Origin of the sequence: Martinezella calliandrae (assembly GCF_030272695.1) — a bacterium.
Taxonomy (GTDB): Bacteria; Pseudomonadota; Alphaproteobacteria; order Rhizobiales; family Rhizobiaceae; genus Rhizobium; species Rhizobium calliandrae.
This window is the reverse complement of the sequence record NZ_JARFYN010000014.1, coordinates 13403-37098: the sequence shown is the minus strand read 5'-3', so window position 1 is coordinate 37098 and position 23696 is coordinate 13403. Positions and strand designations below refer to the sequence as shown.

Below are 23696 nucleotides of genomic sequence, written 5' to 3'. Positions count from 1 at the left end.
GGCACGATCTCGCTCAGAAGGCAAGTTAGCGTACGCTGACGGGAAGCGCCGTTGCGTCATTGATCACGGCAACGGGCGCCGTCCTGCCGCGCACGCGGATTTCGATGCGTCGCCGGGATTCGACGGAACCCGCCTGCCCTGTTGTAACCCTGTCGCCGGGCAGGATCAGTTGGGCGGCAGACATCGGCAGGATGGTGACGTTCTTCAGCTTCGGATTGGCTTTGAGAACATTGGCGACGGCGATTGCGCGCGCCAGACCCAGCCCGGCATTGTCGGCAGGCTCGACGGCCGATATCGGCACCTTGCCATCCATCGCCCCGATTAGAGTATCGTCGAGGTTCGAGCTTTCCCGCGATACGCGTTGTTCGTCCGTGTGGCCGATCACTTCGACAATGTCGGCGTCATAGAGGCTGAGATTGCTGGCGATCTCATTCGAGATCGTGGTGTCGAGCATGCGTTCAAATGTCTTGGTCAATTCAGCGCTGCCCGATTGAAAATAATTCTTCTTGGCGTCGTCGAGATTGATGATCGGCGGCCAATCATGGGCACCCTTTCCGCCACCCTCCCCCGTCAGAAGCTTGGCGACCTCATCGGGCGCCTTGGCGAGATCGACGCCATGCTGTTTCAGCACTTCCGCGACCTTGGCAAGCTCCTGCAAGTCACCCGGCTTGGTGCCGTCCGCGCCCAAGCTGTCCAGCGTCTGACGCGCGAGCACCAGTTCGCGCCATTCCTTTTCCAGCGTCGCGCGGTCCGCCGCCGAAAGGTCACCGGAAATCAATTTCGATTGCAGTTGCACGATAAGTGACGTCTGCTCGGCTTGCTTCTTTTCGAGGAGCGCAAGCCGTTGCTCAGCCTCATATCGGCGATTCCTCTCCGTGGAAATCATGGCGGCAGCGACCAGCAATAGGCAGAAGACCAGCAGCAGCATGGATTCGGCCATGGTCAGGCCGAGGATGAGGCCACGATTGTAACCCTTGTGTTCCAGCTTCGGCGTGGTGTCCGAGACGCGCATCACCATGGACGCCACCAACGTTTGCGCCGCGTCGTATCGACCTGCGGTTCGTCGTTTTTGGCGGATGTGGCTGCAATCTGCTCCGAAGCCGCCTCGATGTCCTTGGGTGCGACCGGATCGGCGGATCGTTCCTCCGCCTGCGGCACCCAAAGAGGATCGATCAGTTTGGTTTCGGACGAAGACGATCGACCCGGCAAATCCGCCATGTGACTGAGAGTCTGTTCGATATTCTTCAGGGGCTGCAGTTGCGCCTCCGCCATCTCCTTGATGGCGGCGATGGCCGGCGCCAACTCGGCACGGACGACGTCTTCGGGTGAGCGGATCCCCTCGAGTTTCTTGCCCACGGTTTCGACGGCTGTGCCGAATTTGCCGATGATCTCGGACAGTTGCGTTGTCGTCTCAGACAGTTGCGCTGCCGTCTCGTTGATGGGTTTGACCGCCTGCTTGGCCAACACCTCGAGGATCTTTTGAATTTCCTCGCCGTTGCGCTCCGCCTGACGCGCGATCTCTTCAAAACCTTCCGACAGCATCTGGTTACTGACACGCCGGTAGTGAGAGAATTCGCGCGACGACGAGTCCAGTTCTGTGCGAACCCGCCGGGTCATCTCGGCCAATTCATGGCGCACGCTACGCTCGATGTCGATCGGATCTCGCCGCATTTGGTTGAAGAGAATGCGGAGCGTCACGCCAGCGATGGTGGAAGTGACGGCGATGCCGAAATTGCGAACGATCGTCTCGATAGATGTCTCGCCAGCAAAGAGGTAGAGAGACACGCCGAGGCTTGATAGGGTGAACAGAAAACCCATGTAGTAGAGATTGTCGCCTGCCTGCTCGTTGTGCAGGCGAAAACCGGCAAACGCCAGCGAGATCAAGAAGTAGATCGCCATCAACAGCAGCGGCACGCCGGTGACGATCAGCAACGGCCACTCGAGAAGCTTAGACGTCCAGATGAAGATCATGCCGCCGACGGTAACCAGCGCAAACAGGGCCATCGGCCCGTAGTCGCGTATGGCTAGCCTCGTCTCAACGTCGGCCATCAGCGTATCCCTTCCAAGCGGACGAAGCCGTCGAAATCGCCATTATTGCTCTTGATCCATTGCGCCCAGAAATTTGCAAGATCCTCCATACTGAACTTCATGTTCGGCCTTTGAAAGGCGAGGATCTTAATCATGACACCATCCAGTGACGTCCGGAATTTATTGCGCGCCGGGCTCTGCTGGAATTTCTGGTAGGAGGCGCCGTCGCGATAGTTCGAGAAGGCCTCGGTGTGCTCGATCATGTCGGAGGCGATGTAGAGATGCTTCGGTATGGCGCCGGCAGCGTTCGCGAACACCTCCAAATTGATCTTCTGGATGCCAGCCATAATCGGCGATAGCTTGCCCGCCTCGCCGACGCTCAGCTTGCCGGCAATATCCTGGAGGGGCTTTTCGAAGCCTTTTTCCCAGCGAGCCTGCGCTAGGCGCGGATTGCTGGTCCATTCATTGACATTGGCGCCGCTGCCCGGATTGCAGCCGTGGAAGGTCTGGATAAGCTCGCCCTCCTTCTCCGTCAGGGCATAAATGTCGATTGCTCCGCCAACCGGCACATCGGCGACGATCTTCTGGAACTGGTTGCGCAGGTCGAGCGCGGTCGTGTCCGAGATCGGATCGGTGACATCGAGCAGGATCGCCGTTTCCGCCTTTGGGCCGTCCACGGGGCAGAGCGATGCCTGATCGATCACGACGTTGCCGCTCGCCTTGTAGCGAAGCCAGCCAAAGGCGCCGACGATGCCGAGGGACAGAACGGCAAGGCAAACCGTCGCGATGATAAGGCTAGCCGAGCTGCCGCCCCGGCTACGCCGCTTGCGTCGTGCCAATTGTGCTCTCCGGGAAAAGATTGTCGAGCTGGTGATATTTCTCGATGGCGCTTTCGAACTCGTCGCCGATCCGCTTGATCTGCTGAGTCAACTCGGCCTGCGCGCTCTGAATGCGCTCGCCGAGCACCTTGTCATCCCATTCCTCGTCGGTGTGCAGAACGGGCGTCAGGCGCTCAAGCTGATAGTGGGATGCGAAGTAAGGCGGCTCCGGCTCCGTGCGCGCGCTTCTGTTTGCCTCGCGATAGATGGTCAGAAGCGTGTTGGCGGTGCGTTCGAGATGATTTTGATGTTCGGCGAAGAGGCCGGCCGTCCTGGCGCGATGAGCGATGATGGCGGCGGTCTCCTGCCGACGCATACTGAGATCGCGAATGATCTCTTCGATCTTGCCATTGTGTTCGTCGCGGATATCCCGGAGATCGTCGATCAGATCGAGCTTGCGGTCGATGTAATTGCTTCTCGCCGCATCGAGCCGCTTTTGCACGCCGGCGAAACCCGGATGGGGATCGGTCAGGTAACAGCCGTCGATGAAGGCAAAGAGCGAGAACATGAGGCCGACGGCAAACAACATCCAGGAATTCAGCTCCTGCAGCCCCAGCGGCGCGGTCTTCAGCCGCTGCATTACCTCGGCTCCCGCACCGGTGAGAATGGTTGCCGACACTTCGCGGTAATGCGCAAGCGCGATATTGATCGCGAGCGCCACGGCGACGTAGGCGACCAAGCCGAGGAGACCGAGCAGCTTCAGGAAAAACGAGCGGTGCACGAGGAAGCGGACACAGAAAAAGGAAAACATCAGTGCGGTGCCGATGTTCAGGAAGGCGAATGCCGCGGCTTCAGTCACGCCGCCGACAATCCCCTGCTCGCTGCCTTTGGCAAGAAAGCTGCCGTTCATCACCATCTCGATGAGGACGAGGAAGACGATCAGCGCGACCTTGAAGCCCCAGGCCGCCTTGCTGGAGACCTTCGCCGCGCGCTGCAGCTTGTGTCGGGACTTGAAGTTCACCATCTCGTCCTCGGCGGTCTTCAGATTGCGGCGCAGGCCATGCAGCTCGTCGACGCCGCTCGCAACCTCCGCCTTAAAATCCGAAACGCTGGACGCATTCGCCTGCCGGATCAGCCCGAACTGACCTTCGAAATCGAGGTTGCGCAGGCGGCTGTCGAAGGTCTGGAACTGGTCTTCGAGGATCTGATAGGAGCCCTTTTTTTCTGCCTCGACCCAGGCGATGACGCGCTGCTCGATCTCATCGAAGGACTGGGCGCTTTGCCCAGGACGGTTGAGCCCGCCGTTGGTCGCGCCCTTCTCCTTCAGGCCGAGCGTCGTGCTCAGCTTCTCGACATCGACAACGGGAAACACGTCGGTAGAGGCCCGATAATCATGGCTAGTCTCCCGAACGGTCTCCCAGAGACGGTTTAAGGCTTCGAAACGCAACGATCTTCCTCGGCGACACGATCAACTTTAAAGGACCATCCACAAACCGATACCGCACTGGTTGTTTCTGGTCCAGCATAGCCGCCGAGGTTAAAATGTGATTGTGGTAAAGAATAGCCCGAGCGGACGATGCCGGGCTTGAGCGTGATACTTGTTTGAAAAAGGGCAAGTGCCCATTGATGGGCGCTTCTGATCTTGCGTTCTTCAGCCGTCGAGATGACCCGAAAACGCTGAATCCGCCGCCTTGACCGTCACGGCCAGATTGACGCCCTTGGTGATGAAAGCACCACCCGCTCTGAGGTCGGCAACGGCCTTGAGCGTGCCAGCCTTGGGTGGATGGAGGGGTGCAACGCTCCTCGCACCGAGATCCACCACCCACAGGCCTTCTTCACCTTCAATGCCGATAACAACAACCTTTGTCATGCCGATATCCCCTTCGTTACGGTTTGACTTGAAAATTCTTTCCTAAAACCCTGCTTTCTTTAGGCCTTCACGATATATGTCTTTCTGCCATTGCTCTTTTAACGGTACGGCGGCCAACCACCTGTCGACGTTGAAGTCAGGATTGGTCTCGCGGACTCTGCGCACGAAGAAACTGGCTTTCTCTCCATTGCCAAGCATCGCCCAGCTTGCCGCCGAAAGCCTGTCCACCAGACTGGGATCCGCCATTTTGTCTATATATCCGAGCGCATCTTCAAAATTGCTGAGGCAATAGCTGGCACCCGAGGCCGTCCACAAATAAGAGTCCGGACTTAAGGGATTGAGTTCGATGGCGCGTTCGATCTTTTGTAACGCTAGATCGGGACGAGAGAAATGCACTAGCGTATCGGCGTGGTCGGCGATGACATCGGCATAGTGCGGGCTCAGCGTTTCGGCCAGTTCCAGCGCCTCCAGGCTCTCGTCGATAGCCCCTTGCAGCACCTTCGCGACACCGAGTTCGCGATAGCCGTCAGCCATGTTGTGCCGCGCCGCAATTGCCTGCATCGCAAATTCTTCAGCCGATTTCAGCAGGTTAATATCGCCACGTGCGGTCAGTAGCCACTCTTTCGAATAGGTTCGGGCGATCGAACTCAACGCCAGGGCGAAATTTGCGCTTTCTTCGAGGGAGGCTCTCAGCTCCGTGCGCGCCCGCCGCAGGTTCGGCAGCGTCAGACGTCCGAGATATTGCCGCCCCATCAGATAGCGGTGATACGCCGTTGGTTTTTCCTCGAAATGGGACCGCATCATTTCGTGGCGCTCGATCTGGCTCGCTACGGAGAGCGCGATGCGCCGGGAGATATCGCGTCTTTGCCGCACGAGTGACGACAGCTCCAGACTGAAGCGCTCCGCCCAAACGATTTCACTGCTGGCAAATTCTATAAGCTGTGAAAACAGAGAAATCTCGCTGTCTTGTCTGCTTAATCTCGTGTCCAGAATATAGGCGATGTCATGCCGCTCGAAAGTCACGAACGGATCCTCGTCTTTTTGCCGGCTGATCTGAACGGCGGTGTAGGGGGCGATCACCTGCAGGCTGTTCAGTGCGCAGAAGCCGATGGTGATATCTTCGATGAGAGACTCAGCAATCATCGCCGTGTCGCCATCACGGCCGTCGTTGCTAGGCGGCAGCAGGATGAGGCGTGGTATTTTCACCTTCGGCGGCGTCTCGGCCTCTGCAATGGACGCCGGCACTGACCCCGACATTCGAACCTGCTCCAAAACCGGAGAGGTTTTGGCCCTCAGCGGTGACCACGAAGCCAGAAGTTCGCCACGTCCCTCAAATATCTGTCGAAAATACTCCACCTCCCCGGCTGCATTGAAGATATCCAACAGCATCCGGTGGATATCCACATCCTCGGGATCGGCGCTGAAGATCAGCAGGGCGGTCTCCTTCACAAGTGCAATCTCTTCCTTCGCAACCGCCTGCGCGGCTGCGATGGTCAAGGTCTCCTTCAGAAGGCCGGCATGCCGGCTTTTCTGCGCCCGGAGCCAGCGGCGGAAGGCCTTGCTTTGGCAATTGGCTCCCGCCAGGAACTCGGTTTCGAGCGTCTCTACCAGCCGTGCCAGCTTTGAAAACGGAGAAGCGTTGCCGTCCATGAACGACATATCCGAAGCGAGCGACGACGGTTCAAGTTCGATCATGGTTTCGGTGAAGCGGAGGAATTGCACGTCCAATTCGGCCTGACGGTTCTTTATCCTCGAAACCAGCTTGCGAAGGTTCACCTGCGCACTGCCATTATTGTCATGTCCCCAAAGGAAAAGCGCAATTGTGCTGCGAGGTTCCCGCTCCAGTGAACCCGCCAGCAGATAGCCGAGGATCAACAGACCCTTCTCCGGAAAAGCGACATCATGACCGTCGCTGTCCAGAAGCTTCAAACCGCCGAATGTGCGCAACGAAAACGTCATCGAGCTCGCGAAATCCGTAGAAGCGGGGTCCATATGCAACTCGACCGGCTTCAGTGCCGGAATAGGCGCATTGGGGCTTAAACTCGGTCATGAAATAAGCTGAAAGTCCTCGTGCCAATCAATGTGAACGAAGGCCGGGCCGATTTCAACTCAAACTGCAATCCACGGATCCAATTGTTCAATTTTAATACACGATAAAGTGGCGAGCGCTCATCACGGTATTTGACATAGAGCGGGAATCCTGATTTGGCCCCTTTTGCCGGCTGGGCTGCGCTGAGACAAAGGCGGCAGGTTTTTTTCGATTACCTCAATAAACTGCTCGCTAAACCATGAAGACGACCTAACTTGCTCCGATCACGACCGACCCGGAGATCAAGCCATGGCATCAATCAAAACTATCTGCATCTACGGCGCAGGCGCGCTTGGCGGCGCCATTGCAGCGAAACTGGCTTTGGGGCTGAGGGAGCAGGCAACCGTTTCGGTTGTCGCGCGGGGGACGCATCTGGAAGGCATTCGCACGCAGGGCATGCGCGTTTGGGAGGCCGGGGCAGCCAGTCCGTTGGTGGCACGGGTGACCGCAACCGACAATGCGGCGGAGCTGCCGCCACAGGACTTGGTGATAACAGGGCTGAAGGGCCACCAGCTCGGTGCGGCAGTGGCCGGTCTTGCGAAGCTCCTTCATGCCGGCACGCGTGTGGTGATGGTGCTGAATGGCATACCCTGGTGGTATTTTCATCGGGATGAGCAAAGCGGCCATGCCGAACGCCAGATGGAGGAACTCGATCCGAATGGCGATCTCTGGCGGTTGGTCGGGCCCGAGCGTGTTATCGGCTGCGTCGCTTATCAGGGCGCCGAAGTCGTCAATCCCGGTGAGATCAAGCTCAGCAACAACGGCCATTTCGTCCTCGGCGAACCCTCCGGCCAGGCGACCAGCGATATCGAAGCGATTGCGGCTCTGCTGAAGCAGGCCGGAATCAACATCCAGAACTCGCCGCGCATTCGCGACGAGATCTGGAGCAAGCTGATGGGCAATGCCGCCTTCAATCCGATCAGTGCGCTGACTCGAGCACTGATGTCCGACATTATGGGCAACCCTGCCCTGTCGGCGATGGTCGCTCAGGTGATGAATGAGGTGAAAGCGGTTGCGGAAAGCCTGGGCGCGCGTATGGCGATTTCCGTCGAGGAGCGCCTCGAACGCTCCCGCCAGATCGGCCCGGTGCGCACCTCGATGCTGCAGGATCTGCTGGCCGGCAAGGCGCTGGAAATCACGCCGCTAGTCGGCATGGTCGTCTCGCTCGGCAAGCTCACTGGCGTCGCAACGCCGACCTCGGCGACGATCCTGGCACTGGTGACCCAGTTGGACCGAGAGAACTTGCGAGTGACGGGATAAGTCGACCACCTGGTTCCAAAGATGCTCCCCCGGCATTTTCAACGGCATGATCGCCCCTCCCTACCCACTCTTTTCCAGTTCGGTACGCTGCTCACGCCTGTAGAAGCGGCGCAGGAACCTTGACGTCTATCTCTTTATATCTCGCCTATTTCTTCGCCTTCCGCCTCGAATGGATTTCCTATGCCGTCCGGCACTACCGTGGGGATCGAATGCAGAGGTAGATGCCATGCTTGACACACATTCCCCTAATCTCACCAAGTCCATCCGTTTCCTTGTGCGAGACACCGACCAAAGACACCATCGCAACCCCGCTTCTGCCCCATCCGGCGGAGTCCATCGGAAACGCCGGCTTCGCAACCGGAAAATCCGCGAAAGGCGCACCTTCTATGCGATGTTCGCCTTTGGGCTGGTGCTCGGTGGCCTCGAGCTTTTCATCGTGCTGCACTATCTCTGAGCGGCTGCAAGATCATGATGAGAGCGGCATTGCAGAGGCGCGTTAATGGCGCGATCACTGCGCTTATCACGCCGTTTCGCGACGACACGATCGATACCGTCGGCCTTATGACACATGTGGAATGGCAGTTGCTGAGCGGCGTCGATGGGTTGCTGGCCTGCTCTTTGACCGATGAAGGACCGGTCCTCACGGAGCCTGAACGGTCGCGGATCATCGATATCTGCGTCGAGTTGGCGGAGGGCCAGGTCCCCGTTATCGTCGCCACCGGCACCAACGACACGGCAACGACGATCGCGCAGACGCGGCAGGCCCGGAAGCTCGGCGCCGCCGCCGCCTTCGTCACCCTTCCCTATTATTCAAAGCCAAGCCAGAAAGGTCTGGTCCATCATTTCGAGCAGCTGGCCGACAACACCGATCTGCCGCTGATCATCCATAATCTGCCTGCCCATACCGCCATCGACCTTGCGTCGGCGACCATCGCGCGGCTGGCGGAGATCCCGACCATCATCGGCATTGCCGACGGCAGCGGCGATATCGCCCGTATCGGCACCTGGCGTCCCCTGCTGCCGGAACGGATCGGGCTTTACTCGACGCATGATGCATCTGCACTTGCCTTCATCATCGCCGGCGGACGGGGTTCGTTTTCGAGCGCCGCCAATATCGTACCGCGGCTTTTTCACTCCATGCAGCTATCGGCCGGATGCGACCATCTGGCTGCGGCACGATTGATCGACGACCGGCTGAGGCCACTGTTCAAGGCGCTTGCACGTGAACCGGGGCCGGCAACGGTAAAGCATGCCTTGTCTCTCATGACGGGCATGAGTTGCGAAGTCCGTCTGCCGCTAACCGGGGTTGAGGCTGAGACGGATTCAGCGATCCAGACGGCGGTCGCCTCGCTGCAACCGGATTGCCATAGCCACGCGCTTTCGCCTTCGACCTTCGGACTGGGATTATGAAAGCTCTCTATCCCTATGAGATTTTTATATTTTAGCCTTTCCTACCAAATGGAAAATATACCGCATCACTCATAGATTTATCTGCGTGTCGCTCACATCGATTCAAATCGAAAGCGCTAGTGACACTTGGAAAGGAACTTTGATGTCACGCTACATGCATTTTGGCGTTTCCGCCGACCCGCTCCAACGTCCTCGGGCTGCCGCCAGCGCAAAGGCTAAGCGGCCGATCTCCTCGAATGCGCTGCAAAACAGCCTCCTCGCGATCGCGCCGCGCCTGGCGCTTGTCATTCTTGCCGCCGGCGTCATCCAGGTGCTGATGCACTTGGCCGGCAACTAAGCGTGTCGAAGCGATCCACGAGGGAAAAACATGGCAAACGCACAGCGTCTCCAACGCCGCACGGCTCATCTTGCGGCCTCGCCGGCACCTGCCCGCTTCATAGTCGGCCGTGACCGGCGCGGCACCTGGATCGTCCAGGACCGGCAGGGTCTGGTCGGCGGCTTGTTCGCCAACGAAGAAGCGGCGCTGCATTTCGCAGCGGAAGAGTGCAACTATAACCCCGCCGATATATGTCGCGCCCCTGAGGGGTCGGTGCTCGACCTAGACGGCTTCGCAATGCCGTCCTCAAATCTGCATTAAGACGCAGCAAATCGAAACACCCTTCGACCGTCTCACGCACCCGGCCCAACGCTTCTTTAACCCGCCTTTGGGTAAAGTTACGGTCGGGTGCCACTAGAGTCCAAGAGCAATGTCGAAGCCTGCTTTCCGTTATAGCCACTACGATCTCAGCGAGCAGCGCGCTGGCACGATAATCGAGATCACACTATCGGCCATCGCCAATGTCCGGTTGATGAACAGCTCGAATTTCGAACGCTTTACGGAAACCCTGAAGCACCAGTTCGTCGGCGGCGTCGCTAAGAAATCGCCGATCCGGCTAAGCATTCCCGAGTCCGGCCACTGGCATCTCGTGGTGGACATGGAAGGCCACCAAGGCCTTGCTGAATCCAGCGTCAAAATGATCGACAAGGCGTCCGCACCGCGCATGCAGAAGGCTGCGGTGTAAAATACCACCAGCCGGTGACATCAGCTTACCGCTCACCGCGCTCCTTGCGCAGTTTCGACCACCAGTCCAGCCGTTTGCGGATTTCACGCTCGAAGCCCCGCTCCGGCGGATCGTAAAAGGTCTGGCGGCCCATCTTCTCCGGAAAGTAATTCTGGCCCGAAAAGGCATCCGGCTCATCGTGATCATAGCGGTAGCCGTCGCCGTAACCCTCGGTGCGCATCAGCTTCGTCGGCGCATTTAGGATATGCTTGGGCGGCAACAGCGAGCCATTCTGTTTGGCTGCCTGCGTCGCAGCCTTGAAGGCAGTGTAGACGGCATTCGACTTCGGGGCGGTGGCGAGATAGACGCAAGCCTCGGCCAGCGCCAACTCACCTTCCGGTGACCCCAGATAGTCATAGGCGTCCTTTGCGGCATTGCAGATGACCAGCGCCTGCGGATCGGCAAGGCCGATATCCTCCACCGCCATGCGCACCAGCCGTCGTCCGAGATAAAGCGGGTCTTCGCCGGCATCAAACATGCGAGCAAGATAGTAGAGCGCCGCATCGGGATCGGAGCCGCGTACCGATTTATGCAGAGCCGAAATCAGATTGTAATGACCGTCCTGCGCCTTGTCGTAGACCGGCGCGCGGCGCTGCACGATCTTGACCAACGCATCTGGGTCGAAGAGCTCGTCCTTACGCGCGGCGCGCCAGACTTCTTCAGCCAGCGTCAGGACTGAGCGGCCATCGCCATCGGCCATACGGATCAGGCTGGAACGGGCGTCCTCGGTCAGGGGCAACGGCCGGCCCTCCGCCTTTTCGGCGCGGCGCAGCAACTCCTCCAGGCTTTCCTCGTCATGCGAGCGAAACGTAAGGACGCGGGCGCGGGACAGAAGAGCGGCGTTGAGCTCGAAAGATGGGTTCTCGGTGGTGGCGCCGACCAGGATAACGGTGCCGTCTTCCATGACAGGCAGGAAGCTATCCTGCTGGGCGCGGTTGAAGCGATGGATCTCGTCAACGAAAAGCAGGGTCTGTCGACCGTCCATGCGGCGCAGACGTGCGGCTTCAAACACCTTTTTCAGATCGGCGACGCCGGAGAAAATTGCCGAGATCTGTTCGAAGGCCAAACCCGCCTCGCCGGACAGCAGCCGCGCCACCGTCGTCTTGCCAGTACCGGGCGGCCCCCAGAAGATCATCGAGCCGAGCGAACCGGAGTCGATCATTCGCCGCAGTGCGCCGTCGTCGCCGGTCAGATGCGGCTGGCCGGTGACATCGGCCAGGGTTTGAGGCCGCAGACGATCGGCAAGGGGCCGCCTGTTGGCGACCTCCTCCGGTATCCGTGGTGCAAATAGATCATCACTCATCGGAAGAACTGTCGGATGCGCTGACCGTCGCGCTCGATTTCGACGCGCCAGAAGCTCGGATTGCCGGTAACGGCCTGCTGTAGCACGTCCGTCGAGGTGATGGCGACGCCGTTAACGGAAATGATGATGTCTTTCGCCGCAAAACCGAGGCGATCGGCCGGCGAATCCGCCTTCAGGTTCTCCACGACGACGCCGCTGGTATCGGGCGGCAAGTGCAGCTCGTCTGCGACACGTGGCGAGAGGTTGGCGACGGTCGCGCCCGAGAAGGGATTTTCGCCCTGGATCAGCTTCTCGTCCCGCGGCGTGGATTCCGGCGCGGCGGCAAGTGTCAAGCTGTCCTGATGTTCCTTCCCGTTTTCCAGAACGGTCAGAGCAACGGTAGCGCCAAGTCCGGCGGTCGCCAGACGATAACCAAGCGCGTCAGGATGCTCGACCGGGATGTTATTGACGGCAGTGACGACCTCGCCGGCCTTCAGGCCAGCCTTGGCCGCAGGGCCGCCGTCGACCACTTTGGTCACGAGCGCGCCGCGCACCTTGTCGAGCCCCAGCGCCTCCGCAACTTCGGAGGTCACCGGCTCGAAGGAAGCGCCGATATACGGATGCTCGAAGGCTTTGTCACCGCGATCGGCGGCGGCGAGAAAAACCCTGACCAGATTGGCGGGGATGGCAAAGCCGATGCCATTCGAGCCGCCGCCCTGGGAAAAGATTGCCGTGTTGAGGCCGATCAGTTCGCCACTCATGTTCATCAGAGCGCCGCCGGAATTGCCGGGATTGATCGAGGCATCGGTCTGGATGAAGAAGCCGACTTCGTTCTTTACCTGGTTGCGGGCGAGCGCCGAGACGATGCCGCTTGTCACCGTCTGGCCGACTCCGAAAGGATTGCCGATCGCCAGCACGAGATCACCCACTTCGACAGCATCGGAATTGCCGATCGGCAGGATCGGAAAGCTCACGTTCTTGGATTGAATCTTCAGGACCGCGAGATCGACTCGATCATCCTTCAGCACGACCTTGCAGGGGAACTCACGACCGTCCGACAGCGCGATCTTGATGTCGTCAGCGCCGTCGATGACGTGATTGTTGGTGACAACCGTGCCATTGGCTTCGACGATGACGCCGGAACCGAGCGAAGCCTGCTTCTCCGTGCGATTCGGCATGCGCTGGCCGAAGAACTGTTCGAAGAAGGGATCGCCAGCGAAGGGCGACCGCTGCTGCACCTGCCGCTCAGCATAAACATTGACCACAGCGCCGGCCGTCTGCTTGACCAGCGGCGCGAACGAAAGCTGCATTTGCATCTGGCTCTGCGGCACCGACTTTGCGGACTGCGCCTCAGCAGAAAGCGGCATCGTCATGATGAGGGCGATCATCGAAACGGCGGTGCGCTTCAGCAGGACCTGCATGGAATTTTCCTTTTTTAATGCTCTTGAAACAAGGTTGTAGCGCCCGACGCTAGAAAGAAAAGAGGGCGGAACCATGAACCATAAATGGTCGTCTGCGCTCAAGAAAAACAGCCCAGATGAACAAAAACCGTGATCGCGCATTTCGCTTCGGAAACCGGCAGGTGGAGCAAAATCATGCGATCAAACAGCCTTGCGGCAATCTTCCTCCTTACCTCTCTCACGCTCGTCGCTCTTACGGTGCCCAGCACATCCAAGGCGGCGAGCTTCAATTGCGATGCCCGGAACCTCCAGCCGGACGAGAAGACGATCTGCGATCATAGAGCGCTCAATGATGCCGACGTGAAGATGGTGACGACCTTCGACCTGCTCTCCGGTCTGCTGGCCATGGGCTCACGCGGCACATTGCAGGACGAGCAGGCAGTCTGGCTGAAGAAGCGGCAGGCGTGCAATGCGGATGCGGCGTGCATCAAGGCGGCTTATGACGAGCGGCTGAAAGCGCTGGATGGAACCTATAGACGGATCAATCGGCCGCTATAGCGGGCCCTTGGACGATCGCCCCCCTCTCCGCGCACGCGCGGTAAGGGCTAGGGTGAGGTGCTACCGCCAGTCCGGCAAACTTCGCGGTCACGGCTCAATTCGAGAAGGCGCCTCATCGGTCCTCTCACGGTCTCGTTCTGCTCGACCGCTCGAGTTCACCCTCTCCCCGCCCCTTCGACAAGCTCAGGACGGGGAGAGGGAGTTGATTACTTCCCGCCGAGATCTCTAACCGCGCCTCGGTCAGCACTGGTCGCAAAGGCCGCATAGGCCTTCAATGCCGTCGTGACATTGCGCTTGCGCTGTTCTGCCGGGTGCCAACCCTTGGCGCTTTGCACTTCCCGGCGAGCAGCGAGCTCTTTGTCATCGATGCGCAGGCTGATGGTGCGGTTCGGGATGTCGATATCGATTGTGTCGCCTTCACGCACCAGGCCGATCGTGCCGCCGTTTGCCGCTTCCGGCGAGACGTGGCCGATGGAGAGGCCCGAGGTGCCGCCGGAGAAGCGGCCGTCGGTGATCAGCGCGCAGGCTTTGCCGAGGCCCTTCGACTTCAGATAGCTCGTCGGATAGAGCATTTCCTGCATGCCGGGACCGCCCTTCGGGCCTTCATAGCGGATGACGACGACGTCGCCGGCCTTGACCTCATTACTGAGGATGCCCTTGACGGCTGCGTCCTGGCTCTCGAAGACCTTGGCGGGGCCGGAGAATTTCAGGATCGATTCATCGACGCCGGCCGTCTTCACAATGCAGCCGTCCAGCGCCAGATTGCCCTTGAGAACGGCGAGACCGCCATCCTTGGAGAAAGGATGCTCGACGCTGCGGATGACGCCGTTTTGACGGTCGGTGTCGAGTTCTTCCCAACGGGCGTTCTGGCTGAAAGCAACCTGGGTCGGAATGCCGCCGGGTGCGGCACGGAAGAATTCGCGCACGCTCTCGCTGTTAGTGCGGGTGATGTCCCAGCGGTCGATGGCGTCACCGAGCGTCTCTGCGTGAACGGTCGGGCAATCGCGATTGATCAGGCCGCCCTTGTCGAGCTCGCCGAGGATCGACATGATGCCGCCGGCGCGATGCACATCTTCCATATGCACGTCGCTCTTGGCGGGTGCAACTTTCGACAGGCAAGGCACGCGGCGCGATAGCGCGTCGATGTCAGCCATTGTGAAATCGATCTCGCCTTCATGCGCGGCCGCCAGAATGTGCAGAACAGTGTTTGTCGATCCGCCCATAGCGATATCCAGCGCCATTGCGTTTTCGAAGGCCGGCTTCGAGGCGATCGAGCGCGGCAGGACGGAAGCGTCCTCCTGCTCGTAATAGCGGCGAGCAAGATCAACGATCAAATGGCCGGCCTCGACAAAAAGGCGCTTACGGTCACCATGCGTCGCGAGCGTCGAGCCGTTGCCCGGCAATGACAGGCCAAGCGCTTCGGTCAAGCAATTCATCGAATTTGCGGTGAACATGCCGGAACAGGAACCGCAAGTCGGACAGGCCGAACGTTCGATGGTCTGCACGTCCTCGTCGCTGATCTTGTCATCGGCAGCGGCCACCATGGCGTCGACCAGATCGAGGGCGACCTTCTTGCCCTGCAGAACCACCTTGCCGGCTTCCATAGGTCCGCCGGAGACGAAGACGGTCGGGATGTTGAGGCGCAGCGAGGCCATCAGCATGCCGGGAGTGATCTTGTCGCAATTGGAGATGCAGACCATGGCGTCAGCGCAATGGGCGTTGACCATGTATTCAACGCTGTCGGCGATCAGTTCGCGCGAGGGCAACGAATAGAGCATGCCATCATGGCCCATGGCGATACCGTCATCGACGGCGATCGTGTTGAATTCCTTGGCGACACCGCCGGCAGCTTCGATTTCGCGCGCCACGAGCTGGCCGAGATCCTTGAGGTGGACATGGCCGGGCACGAACTGGGTGAAGGAGTTGACCACCGCAATAATGGGCTTGCCAAAATCGCTGTCCTTCATACCCGTCGCGCGCCAAAGGCCGCGTGCGCCTGCCATATTGCGGCCGTGGGTCGTGGTTCTGGAACGATAAGCTGGCATGGTGTCTTCCTCGTCGTCTTGGAAATTGTAAGGCGCCGGCCGGCCTGGGCATTGCGCCCGAGGGAGCGCCGGCATTCCTGCTTTTTGGAATTGTCGTAATCCAATCGCACCGGACTGTCACTATCACCTAGATCGAATCCGGTACGCCGCAAGGGCAACGTGGTCTCCGGCCCGCTCATCAGCCAAATGACATATACAATGCGGGAGGCCGCTTATTCCGTCACGAACGCACACAAAAAATTGGTTTCCGCCAAAAAGAAATAACATCGTAAGAGGGTAACAAATCGTGCTTCTCCTGCGTAGAGGTCGTTACATCTCTACAATCGTCGAAAGGAATACCGGAATGCCGTCCTATCGCCCGCCGAAGATCGCCTCGTCCGAGATCACGCCACGCTCGGTCTATCTGAAGCGCCGGGAATTCCTGGTGGCTGCGGCTAGCGCCGGTATTGCAATCGCCGGCGGGAAAAGCGCTGTTGCCGATACGTTGAACGCCACGAAGAGCAACTACACCGTCAACGAGAAGCTGACGCCGATCAAGGATGTCACCACCTATAACAATTTCTACGAATTCGGTCTCGACAAGGCCGATCCGGCGAAACTTTCGGGCGACTTCAAACCTCGCCCCTGGACCGTCAAGGTCGATGGCATGGTCGGCAAACCCGGCACATTCGATATCGATGCGCTGATCAAGGAATTTCCCCCGGAGGAGCGCGTCTACCGCATGCGCTGCGTCGAAGCGTGGTCGATGGTCATCCCATGGGACGGCTTTCCCCTCGCCGCGCTGCTCGACAAGGTAGAGCCGCTTGGCAGCGCCAAATTCGTTGCCTTCGAGACGGTCGTGCGGCCAGAAGAGATGCCTGGGCAGTCAGGCGTTTTCCAGTCCCTGAACTGGCCCTATGTCGAGGGCCTGCGGCTTGACGAAGCACGCAACCCGCTGACGCTTTTGGCCGTCGGTCTCTACGGCGAAACATTGCCGAACGCGAACGGCGCGCCGATCCGCCTCGTCGTGCCGTGGAAATACGGCTTCAAAGGCATCAAGTCTATCGTGCGAATCACGCTCACCGACAAGCAGCCGCTGAACACCTGGCAGGCGACCAACAGCCAGGAATACGGCTTCTATGCCAACGTCAATCCGGCGGTCGACCATCCGCGCTGGAGCCAGGCGACGGAGCGCCGCATCGGCGAAGGCGGTTTCTTCGGTGCGAACCGCCATCCCACCCTGCCCTTCAATGGCTATGCCGATCAGGTCGCAAGCCTTTATGCCGGCATGGACTTGAGGGCGAATTTCTGATGGCCCTTTCCCTTGCTCTGCCCAAGCGTTGGCAGCCGGCTTCAGTCTGGGCGCTCTATGTCGTCGGCCTGGTGCCGGCGGCATGGGAATTCTATCTCGGCGCCACCGACCAGCTGGGCGCCGACGCGGTCAAGACCTTCGAGCTCTTCCTCGGACTCTGGGCGATCCGGTTCCTACTCCTGACGCTTGCCGTTACCCCGGCGCGCGATCTCTTCGGCTGGAACTATCTGCGCTACCGCCGGGCACTTGGCCTGCTTTGCTTCTACTACGCACTGATGCATCTGACAGTCTACATGGTCCTCGATCAGGCTCTCGACGTGCAGGCTGTCATCGACGATGTGCTGAAACGGCCCTTCATCATGTTCGGCATGGCCGGCCTGGTCACGCTGCTGGCCCTGGCTTTAACCTCCAACAACTTTTCGATCAAACGTCTCGGCAAGAAATGGATCTGGCTGCACCGGCTGATCTATATCATCGTCGCCTGCGGCGCGCTGCATTTTGCGCTGTCGACGAAGGTTCTGTCGACGGAGCAATACATCTATATCGGCCTCCTGATCGCCATGATCCTCTATCGGTCGTATCGGCCGATCATGATGGAAAAACGCAGAGCGGCGCGCAAACCCGCCGCGGTTTCCCGCTCCAAAGCAGCTTAGGATTGGAGTTGAAGCCCGGATGGCCGGCGGCGGCCATCTCGGGCTTCAATTCACTATTCGACGGCTGCTCCGAGAGCGACTTTGGCTTGCTGCCGCTCCGAAACTTCAACGGTTGCGGTCAGACCGGCGATCAGCTTCGTGCCGTCGGGTACCTTGTCGAGAGCAATGCGCACGGGCACGCGCTGCGCCAGACGAACCCAGCTGAAAGTCGGGGTGATATTGGCGAGCAAGCTGCCTGAGGTGCGCTCGCGGTCTTCGATGCCAGTGGCGATGCTCTCCACATGGCCCGTCAGCTTTTCCGGCTGCCCCATCAGATGGATCGACACTTCATCGCCGATCTGGATGCGTGGCAGCTTGGTTTCCTCGAAATAGCCCTCCACCCGCAGAGAGTCAGCGTCGATGAGTGCGACCTTCGCTGTGCCCGCGGTGACATAGTCGCCCGGGCGGAGACCGAAATTAGAAACGCTGCCGTTTACGGTCGCCTTGACCTCGGAGCGGTCTAGGTTGAGCTGGGCGAGAGCGCGATTGGCCGTGGCCTGCCCAAGGGCAGCCTGGGCCTGGTCCATGGCGGTTCGCGCCTGCTCCTTCTGCTGGGCCGAGCCGGCATCGCCAAGACGCTGCTGCCGCTCGTTTTCGCGGCGCGCCTGGTCGAGCGCCGCTTGGGCGCCCTGGATTGCAGCATCGGCCTGTGCCAAGGCTATTGTGAAGCGGTCGCGATCGACCCGGAACAAGACATCGCCCTTCTTGACGATCTGATTATCCTTTACCAGGACTTCACTGACCGGGCCGGAAACATCGGGCGCGATGCCGACGACATCGGCGCGCAGCCGGGCGTCACGCGTCCACGGCTCCTCCATATAGTGGCCCCAAAGCTGACGGCCGACATAGACGGCGGCAACGACAAAGAGAACAGTGACCGCTACGCGGCCGATGAGTTTTAACGTGTTCATGTGAAATACCAACGAGAGACAGAGGAGACGGCGCCGAGTAGCAGGACGTAAAGCGCGAGATCGAACAGACCGCGATGCCAGACCAGAGTGTAGGCTCCGATCCATGCCAACAGGCGTCGAAGAATGATGGCGGCAAACAGCGTCACGAGCATGAGAACGAGAAGGCGCGGGATATAGACGCCATAAAGATCGAATTCTGCGGGCATGATATTACTCCGCTGCCATGGGAAGGGGTTGAGTGGTATCCGATAGAGGCGGCCGCCAGCTCGCCGGTGGCTCGGCATGGGGGAAGAGCGCCCGGCGAAGACCAACGAGTGCATCGAGGCTTGCTCGGCCGGCGTGCCGCTTTTCCTGAGCGACCGCTTCGAGGCTATGGTCGATCGACACACGCAATTCGTCGGAAGGTTCCAATGCGCGCTTGGCCTTCAGCTTCGAACGATAGAAATCTGATACGCCGATCAGGACTTGGCTGACAGATGCTGCCGCAGCTGGCATCAGTTGGCTACGCTCCTTCTGCAGCATCAGCACGTTGAAGCCGAGACGGACATCGGCAAAACCGTCGACCTTCTTCAGTTCGCGGTCTTGGATGCCCGCGAGGCGGGGCACGAGCTGGCCCAGGCGATCCAGGATGCGACCGGACAGGCGCTCATGATCGGCATGGCGGATGCCGGCTGCGGTCTCGGCAAGATCGACCCAGCCGGCCCGCACCAACCGCCAAGCGGCCAATTCCGCGCCGAACGGACGGGTAAGCAATGTCCAAACCAGCGCGAAGCCCACGCCAGCCAGAGCCGCGATCGCACTATTTGTGAAACTGGCAAAATCAGCCGTATAGCGATCCTGCAACGCGATGAAGCTTGCGCCATTTACGGCCAGCAGCATGGCGAGCATATTGGTCTGCGGCCGCGGGATCAACAGGCCCATCACCAGGAAGGGCGGCGCAAAGACCAGCACCAGCATCTCGAAGTCAGAGATGAACGGCAATATGCCGAAGATATAGACGCAGGCGATGACCAGGCTCACGGCGCACCAGATGAACATCGAGGTAATGAAGGGTGCGGGCCGATCAAGCGCGGCGAAAAACGAGCAGGCGACCGCTGCCATCGAGACGAACCCTGCACCGTCCATCCATCCAGAATTAATCCAGAAGAAGCAGGCAACCGCGATCCCGACGACGGCTGTACCAGCCGAGAAGGCAAGCAGCCCATAATCATAGTGCCTGATGTGACCGACTACGTCGCGGTGACGGAAAGCGGGGCGCCAGGTGCCGACTTGCTGACCGGAAATGATCTGGTCACGCAGCGTCAGGCAATCCTGCCAGAGATCGACGATTTCCTTCAGGCGATCCAGCGCACTTGAGCGGACGAGATCATCCCAGCCGAGATCAATGTCATTGTGCTGCAACTCCTCGATCTTCTCGGAAAGGGTGTCGGCGCCATCGTCAGCCTTGCTGCGACCGCCCTGACCGATCCAGTCGGCCACATCATTCAGCACTGCGACCAGCTCCTGCGGCAGTGGCTTTCCGCCAGCTGTCAGCGCGTGCAGACGATCGGCAAGAGACGAGAAGAGCGGCAGTAGCATCAACAGGCGGCCGCGCAGCTCACGGGAATGGCGGACAATGTCACGGCTGCCCGCATCATATCTGAGCTGGCTGATAACAAGATCGAGGCCGGTGACGTCGGAAGCCAGCTTCTGCCGCTTCAATGGAGTTGCCGGGGTGGCGCCCTCGCCGCGCAGGATCTCGTCTGCCCAGGTGCCGGCGTCATCGAGCCAGGAGCCGATGCGACTACCCAGCACGGTACCGACGCTACTCGGGAAAACAATGGCGCTGACGACGCTTGCACACGTGATGCCGATGATAATCTCCTCGGAGCGGGCAAGCGCCACATCGAATATGGTCTCAGGCGAGCCGACGGTCGGCAGCGCGATCAGCGGCAGCGTATAACCGGCCAACATAAAGACATAGCTGCGCGAGGTGCGGTCGAGCATCGAGATGAACAGCAGCGTCCCGGTCCAGAGCGCGACGACGACGGAAAGCAATTCCGGCGCATTGACGAAGAGAGGGATGAGAACGACCGATGCAGAAGCGCCGACAAACGTGCCAAGAGCGCGGTAGAGCCCCTTGGAGCTGGTTGCGCCTGCGAGAGGATTGGCTACCACATAGACGGCCGCCATTGCCCAGTAGGGACGCGGCAGGTCCAAGGACAGCGCTATAAACAGCGCCATGATAGCCGCAATGAAGGCTTTGACCGAAAACAACCAGTCGCGCCAGGATGGGATGCTCATGAGACCTTCTCCCGTTCCTCCGCGGCGCCAGCCGCCTTCGGCGCCTCGAAATCCTCGAAGGCCTTCAGCACGCGGATGGCAGCTTCGATATCCGCCTGTTCGACGTTGGCGAGGATATTGCCGCGCAGCGCGTCAAGCGCGTCCTCCATGCGCGAGGCGAGCACCTCGCCTTCGGCCGTCAGCCACAAGCCCTTCGCGCGCCGATCCGTCGGATCATCCTTGCGTGTGACGAGATCCATGCTTTCCAGCTGATCGAGCAGGCGAACCAAAGACGGGCCTTCGATGCCGACATGGGTGGCGAGAACCACCTGTCGGACGCCTCCCCCTAGACGGCCGATCCAAAGCAGCGGCGCGGCCGCGGCTTCAGATAGGCCATAGGAACTCAGTGTGAGATCAACAACCCGACGCCATTGGCGGCCGGTCGTCAGTAAGTTGGCGGTAAAGATGCGTTGCAGGGCGTTTAGCGTTTTCATGAGAATCTAAGTAGTACTAAACTAATTAGGATTCAAATTATTTCGATCAAAACTGTTAATCAAATTGCGAAATACAGCCATGCATTTAGCGGGTGGCCCTGCAAAACGGCAGCCAACGCGAACAGTCGAGTATGTTTCTGCTTGCCCGGAACGTCCTATTGATCGACGCTAGTTGCTCTACTCGTTGAGCTTTTCAGGCTTTGGCATATGGTACGATCAGCCCCACCATAGTGATCCTGAAACGCCGCGCCCGCGCAAAGATCGTTGCCAGGAGCCAATAGACCATCGCTCCCCATAATAACGATCCGCCATATTTGACGACCATAAAAGGCAGATGCATCGCATAGCCATATCGCCGGAGCGCAAGGCCACTGGCTATGGTCAGCAGCAGCGCCAGGGACAAAAACAATCTTCCGCGTGTCAATTTTCGCTGCATGCCCCGGCAACGCTCCCACAGCCAGATGCGCATAAGTCGGCCGGCGACTCGGCAACCGAGCGTCGATATTCCATCGAAACCATGGAGAATGAAAGTTCGATCAGCGCGGACCGCAAACGACAAAAAGGCCGGATGATCGCTCATCCGGCCTTTTTGATCTTATATTCGAAGCTGGCCTTAAGCGGCTGCGGCTTCTTCTTCGGCAGCAACGCGAGCCTTGTCGGCTGCGCCCTTGGCGAAGGTGTCGCGGTCGACGAATTCGACGACGGCGAGAGCAGCATTGTCGCCCTGGCGGAAGCCAGCCTTCATGATGCGCAGGTAGCCACCGTTGCGGGTGGCGTATCGCGCTGCGATCGCGTCGAAGAGCTTCGAAACGACGGCGGCGTCGCGGATCTGCGAGATGGCCTGACGACGAGCGTGCAGGTCGCCGCGCTTGCCAAGGGTAACCAGCTTCTCGACGATCGGACGGATTTCCTTAGCCTTCGGTAGGGTAGTGACAATCTGCTCATGGGTGATGAGCGAAGCCGCCATGTTGGCGAACATCGCCTTACGGTGGCTAGCGGTTCTATTCAGCTTGCGGCCGGCTTTACCGTGGCGCATGGCTATTCTCCTTCACTTGCAGGCATCCGCCTGCCGTTTGAAACGTTAGTATTGGTCTTCGTAGCGCTTGGCGAGATCTTCGATGTTCTCGGGCGGCCATGCCGGCACTTCCATGCCGAGGTGTAAGCCCATGGAAGCGAGAACTTCCTTGATTTCGTTTAGCGACTTGCGACCAAAATTCGGCGTGCGGAGCATTTCTGCTTCGGTCTTCTGAATGAGGTCGCCGATATAGACGATGTTGTCGTTCTTCAGGCAGTTTGCCGAGCGAACAGACAGTTCCAGTTCGTCCACCTTCTTGAGGAGCGCCGGATTGAAAGCAAGTTCGGTGACTGCTTCTTCTTCGGCTTCCTTCTGCGGTTCGTCGAAGTTGACGAAGACGCCAAGCTGATCCTGGAGGATGCGAGCCGCGAAAGCGACAGCATCTTCGCCGGTGATCGAGCCATCAGTTTCGATCGACATGCTCAGCTTGTCGTAGTCGAGAACCTGTCCTTCACGGGTATTTTCAACCTTGTAGGACACCTTCTTGACCGGCGAATAAAGGCTGTCGACCGGGATGAGCCCGATCGGAGCATCTTCCGCACGATTGCGCTCGGCCGGGACATAGCCCTTGCCGTTGTTGACAGTGAATTCCATTCGGATTTCGGCGCCCTCGTCGAGCGTGCAGATAACATGCTCGGGGTTGAGGATTTCAATGTCGCCCACCGTCTGGATGTCACCAGCCGTAACCACACCGGGGCCCTGCTTGCGAACCACCATGCGCTTGCTGTCATCGCCATCCATCTTGATGGCGATTTCCTTGATGTTCAGCACGATGTCCGTCACGTCTTCCCGGACGCCCGGGATAGAGGAGAACTCATGCAGCACGCCATCGATCTGAACGGCCGTCACAGCGGCGCCGCGCAGAGACGACAGCAGAACGCGACGCAGCGCGTTGCCGAGAGTGAGACCGAAACCACGCTCCAGCGGTTCAGCTACGAGCGTGGCCTTGGTGCGGCCGCTCGAGGAGAACTCGACCTTGTTCGGTTTGATCAGTTCCTGCCAGTTTTTCTGAATCATGTTCTTGCCTTCCGTTCGTTGCCACCATCCAATCGTGACAACCGAGCTTGAGAAGCACCGAGCCGCTCACATATGTGACGGCTGGTGTCGTGAT

General features: G+C 59.4%; 25 protein-coding genes. 9 read left to right on the top strand and 16 right to left on the bottom strand.

From position 1 onward, the window contains the following. Nucleotides 1–25: 25 nt before the first annotated feature. From PY650_RS13000 to PY650_RS12975, 6 genes are all read right to left on the bottom strand, one after another. Entirely contained in the window at nt 26–1018 is a 993-nt protein-coding gene (locus PY650_RS13000) for an OmpA family protein (protein ID WP_285879667.1), read from the bottom strand. Beyond that, nucleotides 1012–2049 carry a hypothetical protein gene (locus PY650_RS12995; protein WP_285879666.1) on the bottom strand — a complete coding sequence of 346 codons (1038 nt, stop codon included), beginning with the start codon at nt 2047–2049 and terminating at the stop codon, nt 1012–1014. Before PY650_RS12995 ends, PY650_RS13000 begins: the two co-directional genes overlap by 7 nt. Continuing rightward, on the bottom strand, nt 2049–2867 hold the full coding sequence (locus PY650_RS12990; RefSeq protein WP_285879665.1) for a hypothetical protein: 819 nt from the start codon (nt 2865–2867) through the stop codon (nt 2049–2051). Before PY650_RS12990 ends, PY650_RS12995 begins: the two co-directional genes overlap by 1 nt. After that, a complete protein-coding gene (locus PY650_RS12985; protein ID WP_285879664.1) occupies nt 2845–4293 on the bottom strand; it encodes a hypothetical protein in 1449 nt (482 codons plus the stop codon). The genes PY650_RS12990 and PY650_RS12985 overlap by 23 nt, the downstream gene beginning before the upstream one ends. 204 nt (nt 4294–4497) lie before the next feature. Next, nucleotides 4498–4716 carry a hypothetical protein gene (locus tag PY650_RS12980; RefSeq protein ID WP_285879663.1) on the bottom strand — a complete coding sequence of 73 codons (219 nt, stop codon included), beginning with the start codon at nt 4714–4716 and terminating at the stop codon, nt 4498–4500. 42 nt (nt 4717–4758) lie between these two features. Then, nucleotides 4759–6675, bottom strand: coding sequence for a hypothetical protein (locus PY650_RS12975; RefSeq protein WP_285879776.1), 1917 nt, complete (start codon nt 6673–6675; stop codon nt 4759–4761). Between the two features lie 379 nt (nt 6676–7054). On the opposite strand from PY650_RS12975, the gene PY650_RS12970 reads away from it, so the two are divergent. The 6 genes from PY650_RS12970 to PY650_RS12945 all read left to right on the top strand — a co-directional run bounded on the left by PY650_RS12970 (nt 7055) and on the right by PY650_RS12945 (nt 10536). Next, complete coding sequence (locus PY650_RS12970; protein WP_285879662.1) at nt 7055–8065, top strand: ketopantoate reductase family protein; 1011 nt, start codon at nt 7055–7057, stop codon at nt 8063–8065. A gap of 226 nt (nt 8066–8291) precedes the next feature. Beyond that, on the top strand, nt 8292–8519 hold the full coding sequence (locus PY650_RS12965) for a hypothetical protein (protein WP_285879661.1): 228 nt from the start codon (nt 8292–8294) through the stop codon (nt 8517–8519). A gap of 14 nt (nt 8520–8533) precedes the next feature. Next, a complete protein-coding gene (gene dapA / locus PY650_RS12960) occupies nt 8534–9475 on the top strand; it encodes a 4-hydroxy-tetrahydrodipicolinate synthase (RefSeq protein ID WP_432761524.1) in 942 nt (313 codons plus the stop codon). Nucleotides 9476–9617: 142 nt separating this feature from the next. Further along, on the top strand, nt 9618–9812 hold the full coding sequence (locus PY650_RS12955) for a hypothetical protein (RefSeq protein ID WP_285879659.1): 195 nt from the start codon (nt 9618–9620) through the stop codon (nt 9810–9812). A gap of 30 nt (nt 9813–9842) precedes the next feature. After that, nucleotides 9843–10112 (top strand): hypothetical protein, encoded by a 270-nt coding sequence (locus PY650_RS12950; RefSeq protein WP_285879658.1) that lies wholly within the window; start codon nt 9843–9845, stop codon nt 10110–10112. 109 nt (nt 10113–10221) lie between these two features. Beyond that, entirely contained in the window at nt 10222–10536 is a 315-nt protein-coding gene (locus PY650_RS12945) for a DUF1883 domain-containing protein (RefSeq protein ID WP_285879656.1), read from the top strand. Nucleotides 10537–10561: 25 nt separating this feature from the next. Here PY650_RS12945 and PY650_RS12940 read toward each other — a convergent pair whose 3' ends face one another. Both PY650_RS12940 and PY650_RS12935 read right to left on the bottom strand, forming a co-directional pair. After that, nucleotides 10562–11878 carry a replication-associated recombination protein A gene (locus PY650_RS12940; RefSeq protein ID WP_285879655.1) on the bottom strand — a complete coding sequence of 439 codons (1317 nt, stop codon included), beginning with the start codon at nt 11876–11878 and terminating at the stop codon, nt 10562–10564. Next, entirely contained in the window at nt 11875–13278 is a 1404-nt protein-coding gene (locus PY650_RS12935; protein ID WP_285879654.1) for a DegQ family serine endoprotease, read from the bottom strand. The genes PY650_RS12940 and PY650_RS12935 overlap by 4 nt, the downstream gene beginning before the upstream one ends. A 174-nt stretch (nt 13279–13452) precedes the next feature. On the opposite strand from PY650_RS12935, the gene PY650_RS12930 reads away from it, so the two are divergent. Continuing rightward, complete coding sequence (locus PY650_RS12930; RefSeq protein WP_285879653.1) at nt 13453–13815, top strand: lysozyme inhibitor LprI family protein; 363 nt, start codon at nt 13453–13455, stop codon at nt 13813–13815. Nucleotides 13816–14021: 206 nt separating this feature from the next. Here the strand turns inward: PY650_RS12930 and ilvD are convergent, their stop codons facing one another. Then, nucleotides 14022–15860 carry a dihydroxy-acid dehydratase gene (gene ilvD, locus PY650_RS12925; protein ID WP_285879652.1) on the bottom strand — a complete coding sequence of 613 codons (1839 nt, stop codon included), beginning with the start codon at nt 15858–15860 and terminating at the stop codon, nt 14022–14024. A 343-nt stretch (nt 15861–16203) separates the two neighbouring features. Here ilvD and msrP point away from each other — a divergent pair, with 343 nt between their 5' ends. Both msrP and msrQ read left to right on the top strand, forming a co-directional pair. After that, the gene (gene msrP / locus PY650_RS12920; RefSeq protein ID WP_285879651.1) at nt 16204–17151 is read left to right on the top strand and encodes a protein-methionine-sulfoxide reductase catalytic subunit MsrP; all 948 of its coding nucleotides are present in this window, start codon (nt 16204–16206) and stop codon (nt 17149–17151) included. After that, the gene (gene msrQ, locus PY650_RS12915) at nt 17151–17804 is read left to right on the top strand and encodes a protein-methionine-sulfoxide reductase heme-binding subunit MsrQ (protein WP_432761523.1); all 654 of its coding nucleotides are present in this window, start codon (nt 17151–17153) and stop codon (nt 17802–17804) included. Before msrP ends, msrQ begins: the two co-directional genes overlap by 1 nt. 53 nt (nt 17805–17857) lie before the next feature. Here msrQ and PY650_RS12910 read toward each other — a convergent pair whose 3' ends face one another. The 7 genes from PY650_RS12910 to PY650_RS12880 form a co-directional block, all read right to left on the bottom strand. Beyond that, nucleotides 17858–18754 carry an efflux RND transporter periplasmic adaptor subunit gene (locus PY650_RS12910; RefSeq protein ID WP_285879650.1) on the bottom strand — a complete coding sequence of 299 codons (897 nt, stop codon included), beginning with the start codon at nt 18752–18754 and terminating at the stop codon, nt 17858–17860. Then, nucleotides 18751–18960: a DUF1656 domain-containing protein gene (locus tag PY650_RS12905; protein WP_285879649.1), complete on the bottom strand. Its 210-nt coding sequence runs from the start codon at nt 18958–18960 to the stop codon at nt 18751–18753. The genes PY650_RS12910 and PY650_RS12905 overlap by 4 nt, the downstream gene beginning before the upstream one ends. A 4-nt stretch (nt 18961–18964) precedes the next feature. Continuing rightward, complete coding sequence (locus tag PY650_RS12900) at nt 18965–21037, bottom strand: FUSC family protein (RefSeq protein WP_285879648.1); 2073 nt, start codon at nt 21035–21037, stop codon at nt 18965–18967. After that, complete coding sequence (locus PY650_RS12895) at nt 21034–21510, bottom strand: MarR family winged helix-turn-helix transcriptional regulator (protein WP_285879647.1); 477 nt, start codon at nt 21508–21510, stop codon at nt 21034–21036. The genes PY650_RS12900 and PY650_RS12895 overlap by 4 nt, the downstream gene beginning before the upstream one ends. Before the next feature lie 193 nt (nt 21511–21703). After that, nucleotides 21704–21946, bottom strand: a complete 243-nt coding sequence (locus tag PY650_RS12890; RefSeq protein ID WP_349644493.1) for a hypothetical protein — start codon at nt 21944–21946, stop codon at nt 21704–21706. A 177-nt stretch (nt 21947–22123) separates the two neighbouring features. Then, the gene (rplQ, locus tag PY650_RS12885) at nt 22124–22546 is read right to left on the bottom strand and encodes a 50S ribosomal protein L17 (RefSeq protein ID WP_285879646.1); all 423 of its coding nucleotides are present in this window, start codon (nt 22544–22546) and stop codon (nt 22124–22126) included. 45 nt (nt 22547–22591) lie between these two features. Beyond that, nucleotides 22592–23602 (bottom strand): DNA-directed RNA polymerase subunit alpha, encoded by a 1011-nt coding sequence (locus tag PY650_RS12880; RefSeq protein WP_028753958.1) that lies wholly within the window; start codon nt 23600–23602, stop codon nt 22592–22594. Between the last annotated feature and the right edge of the window lie 94 nt (nt 23603–23696).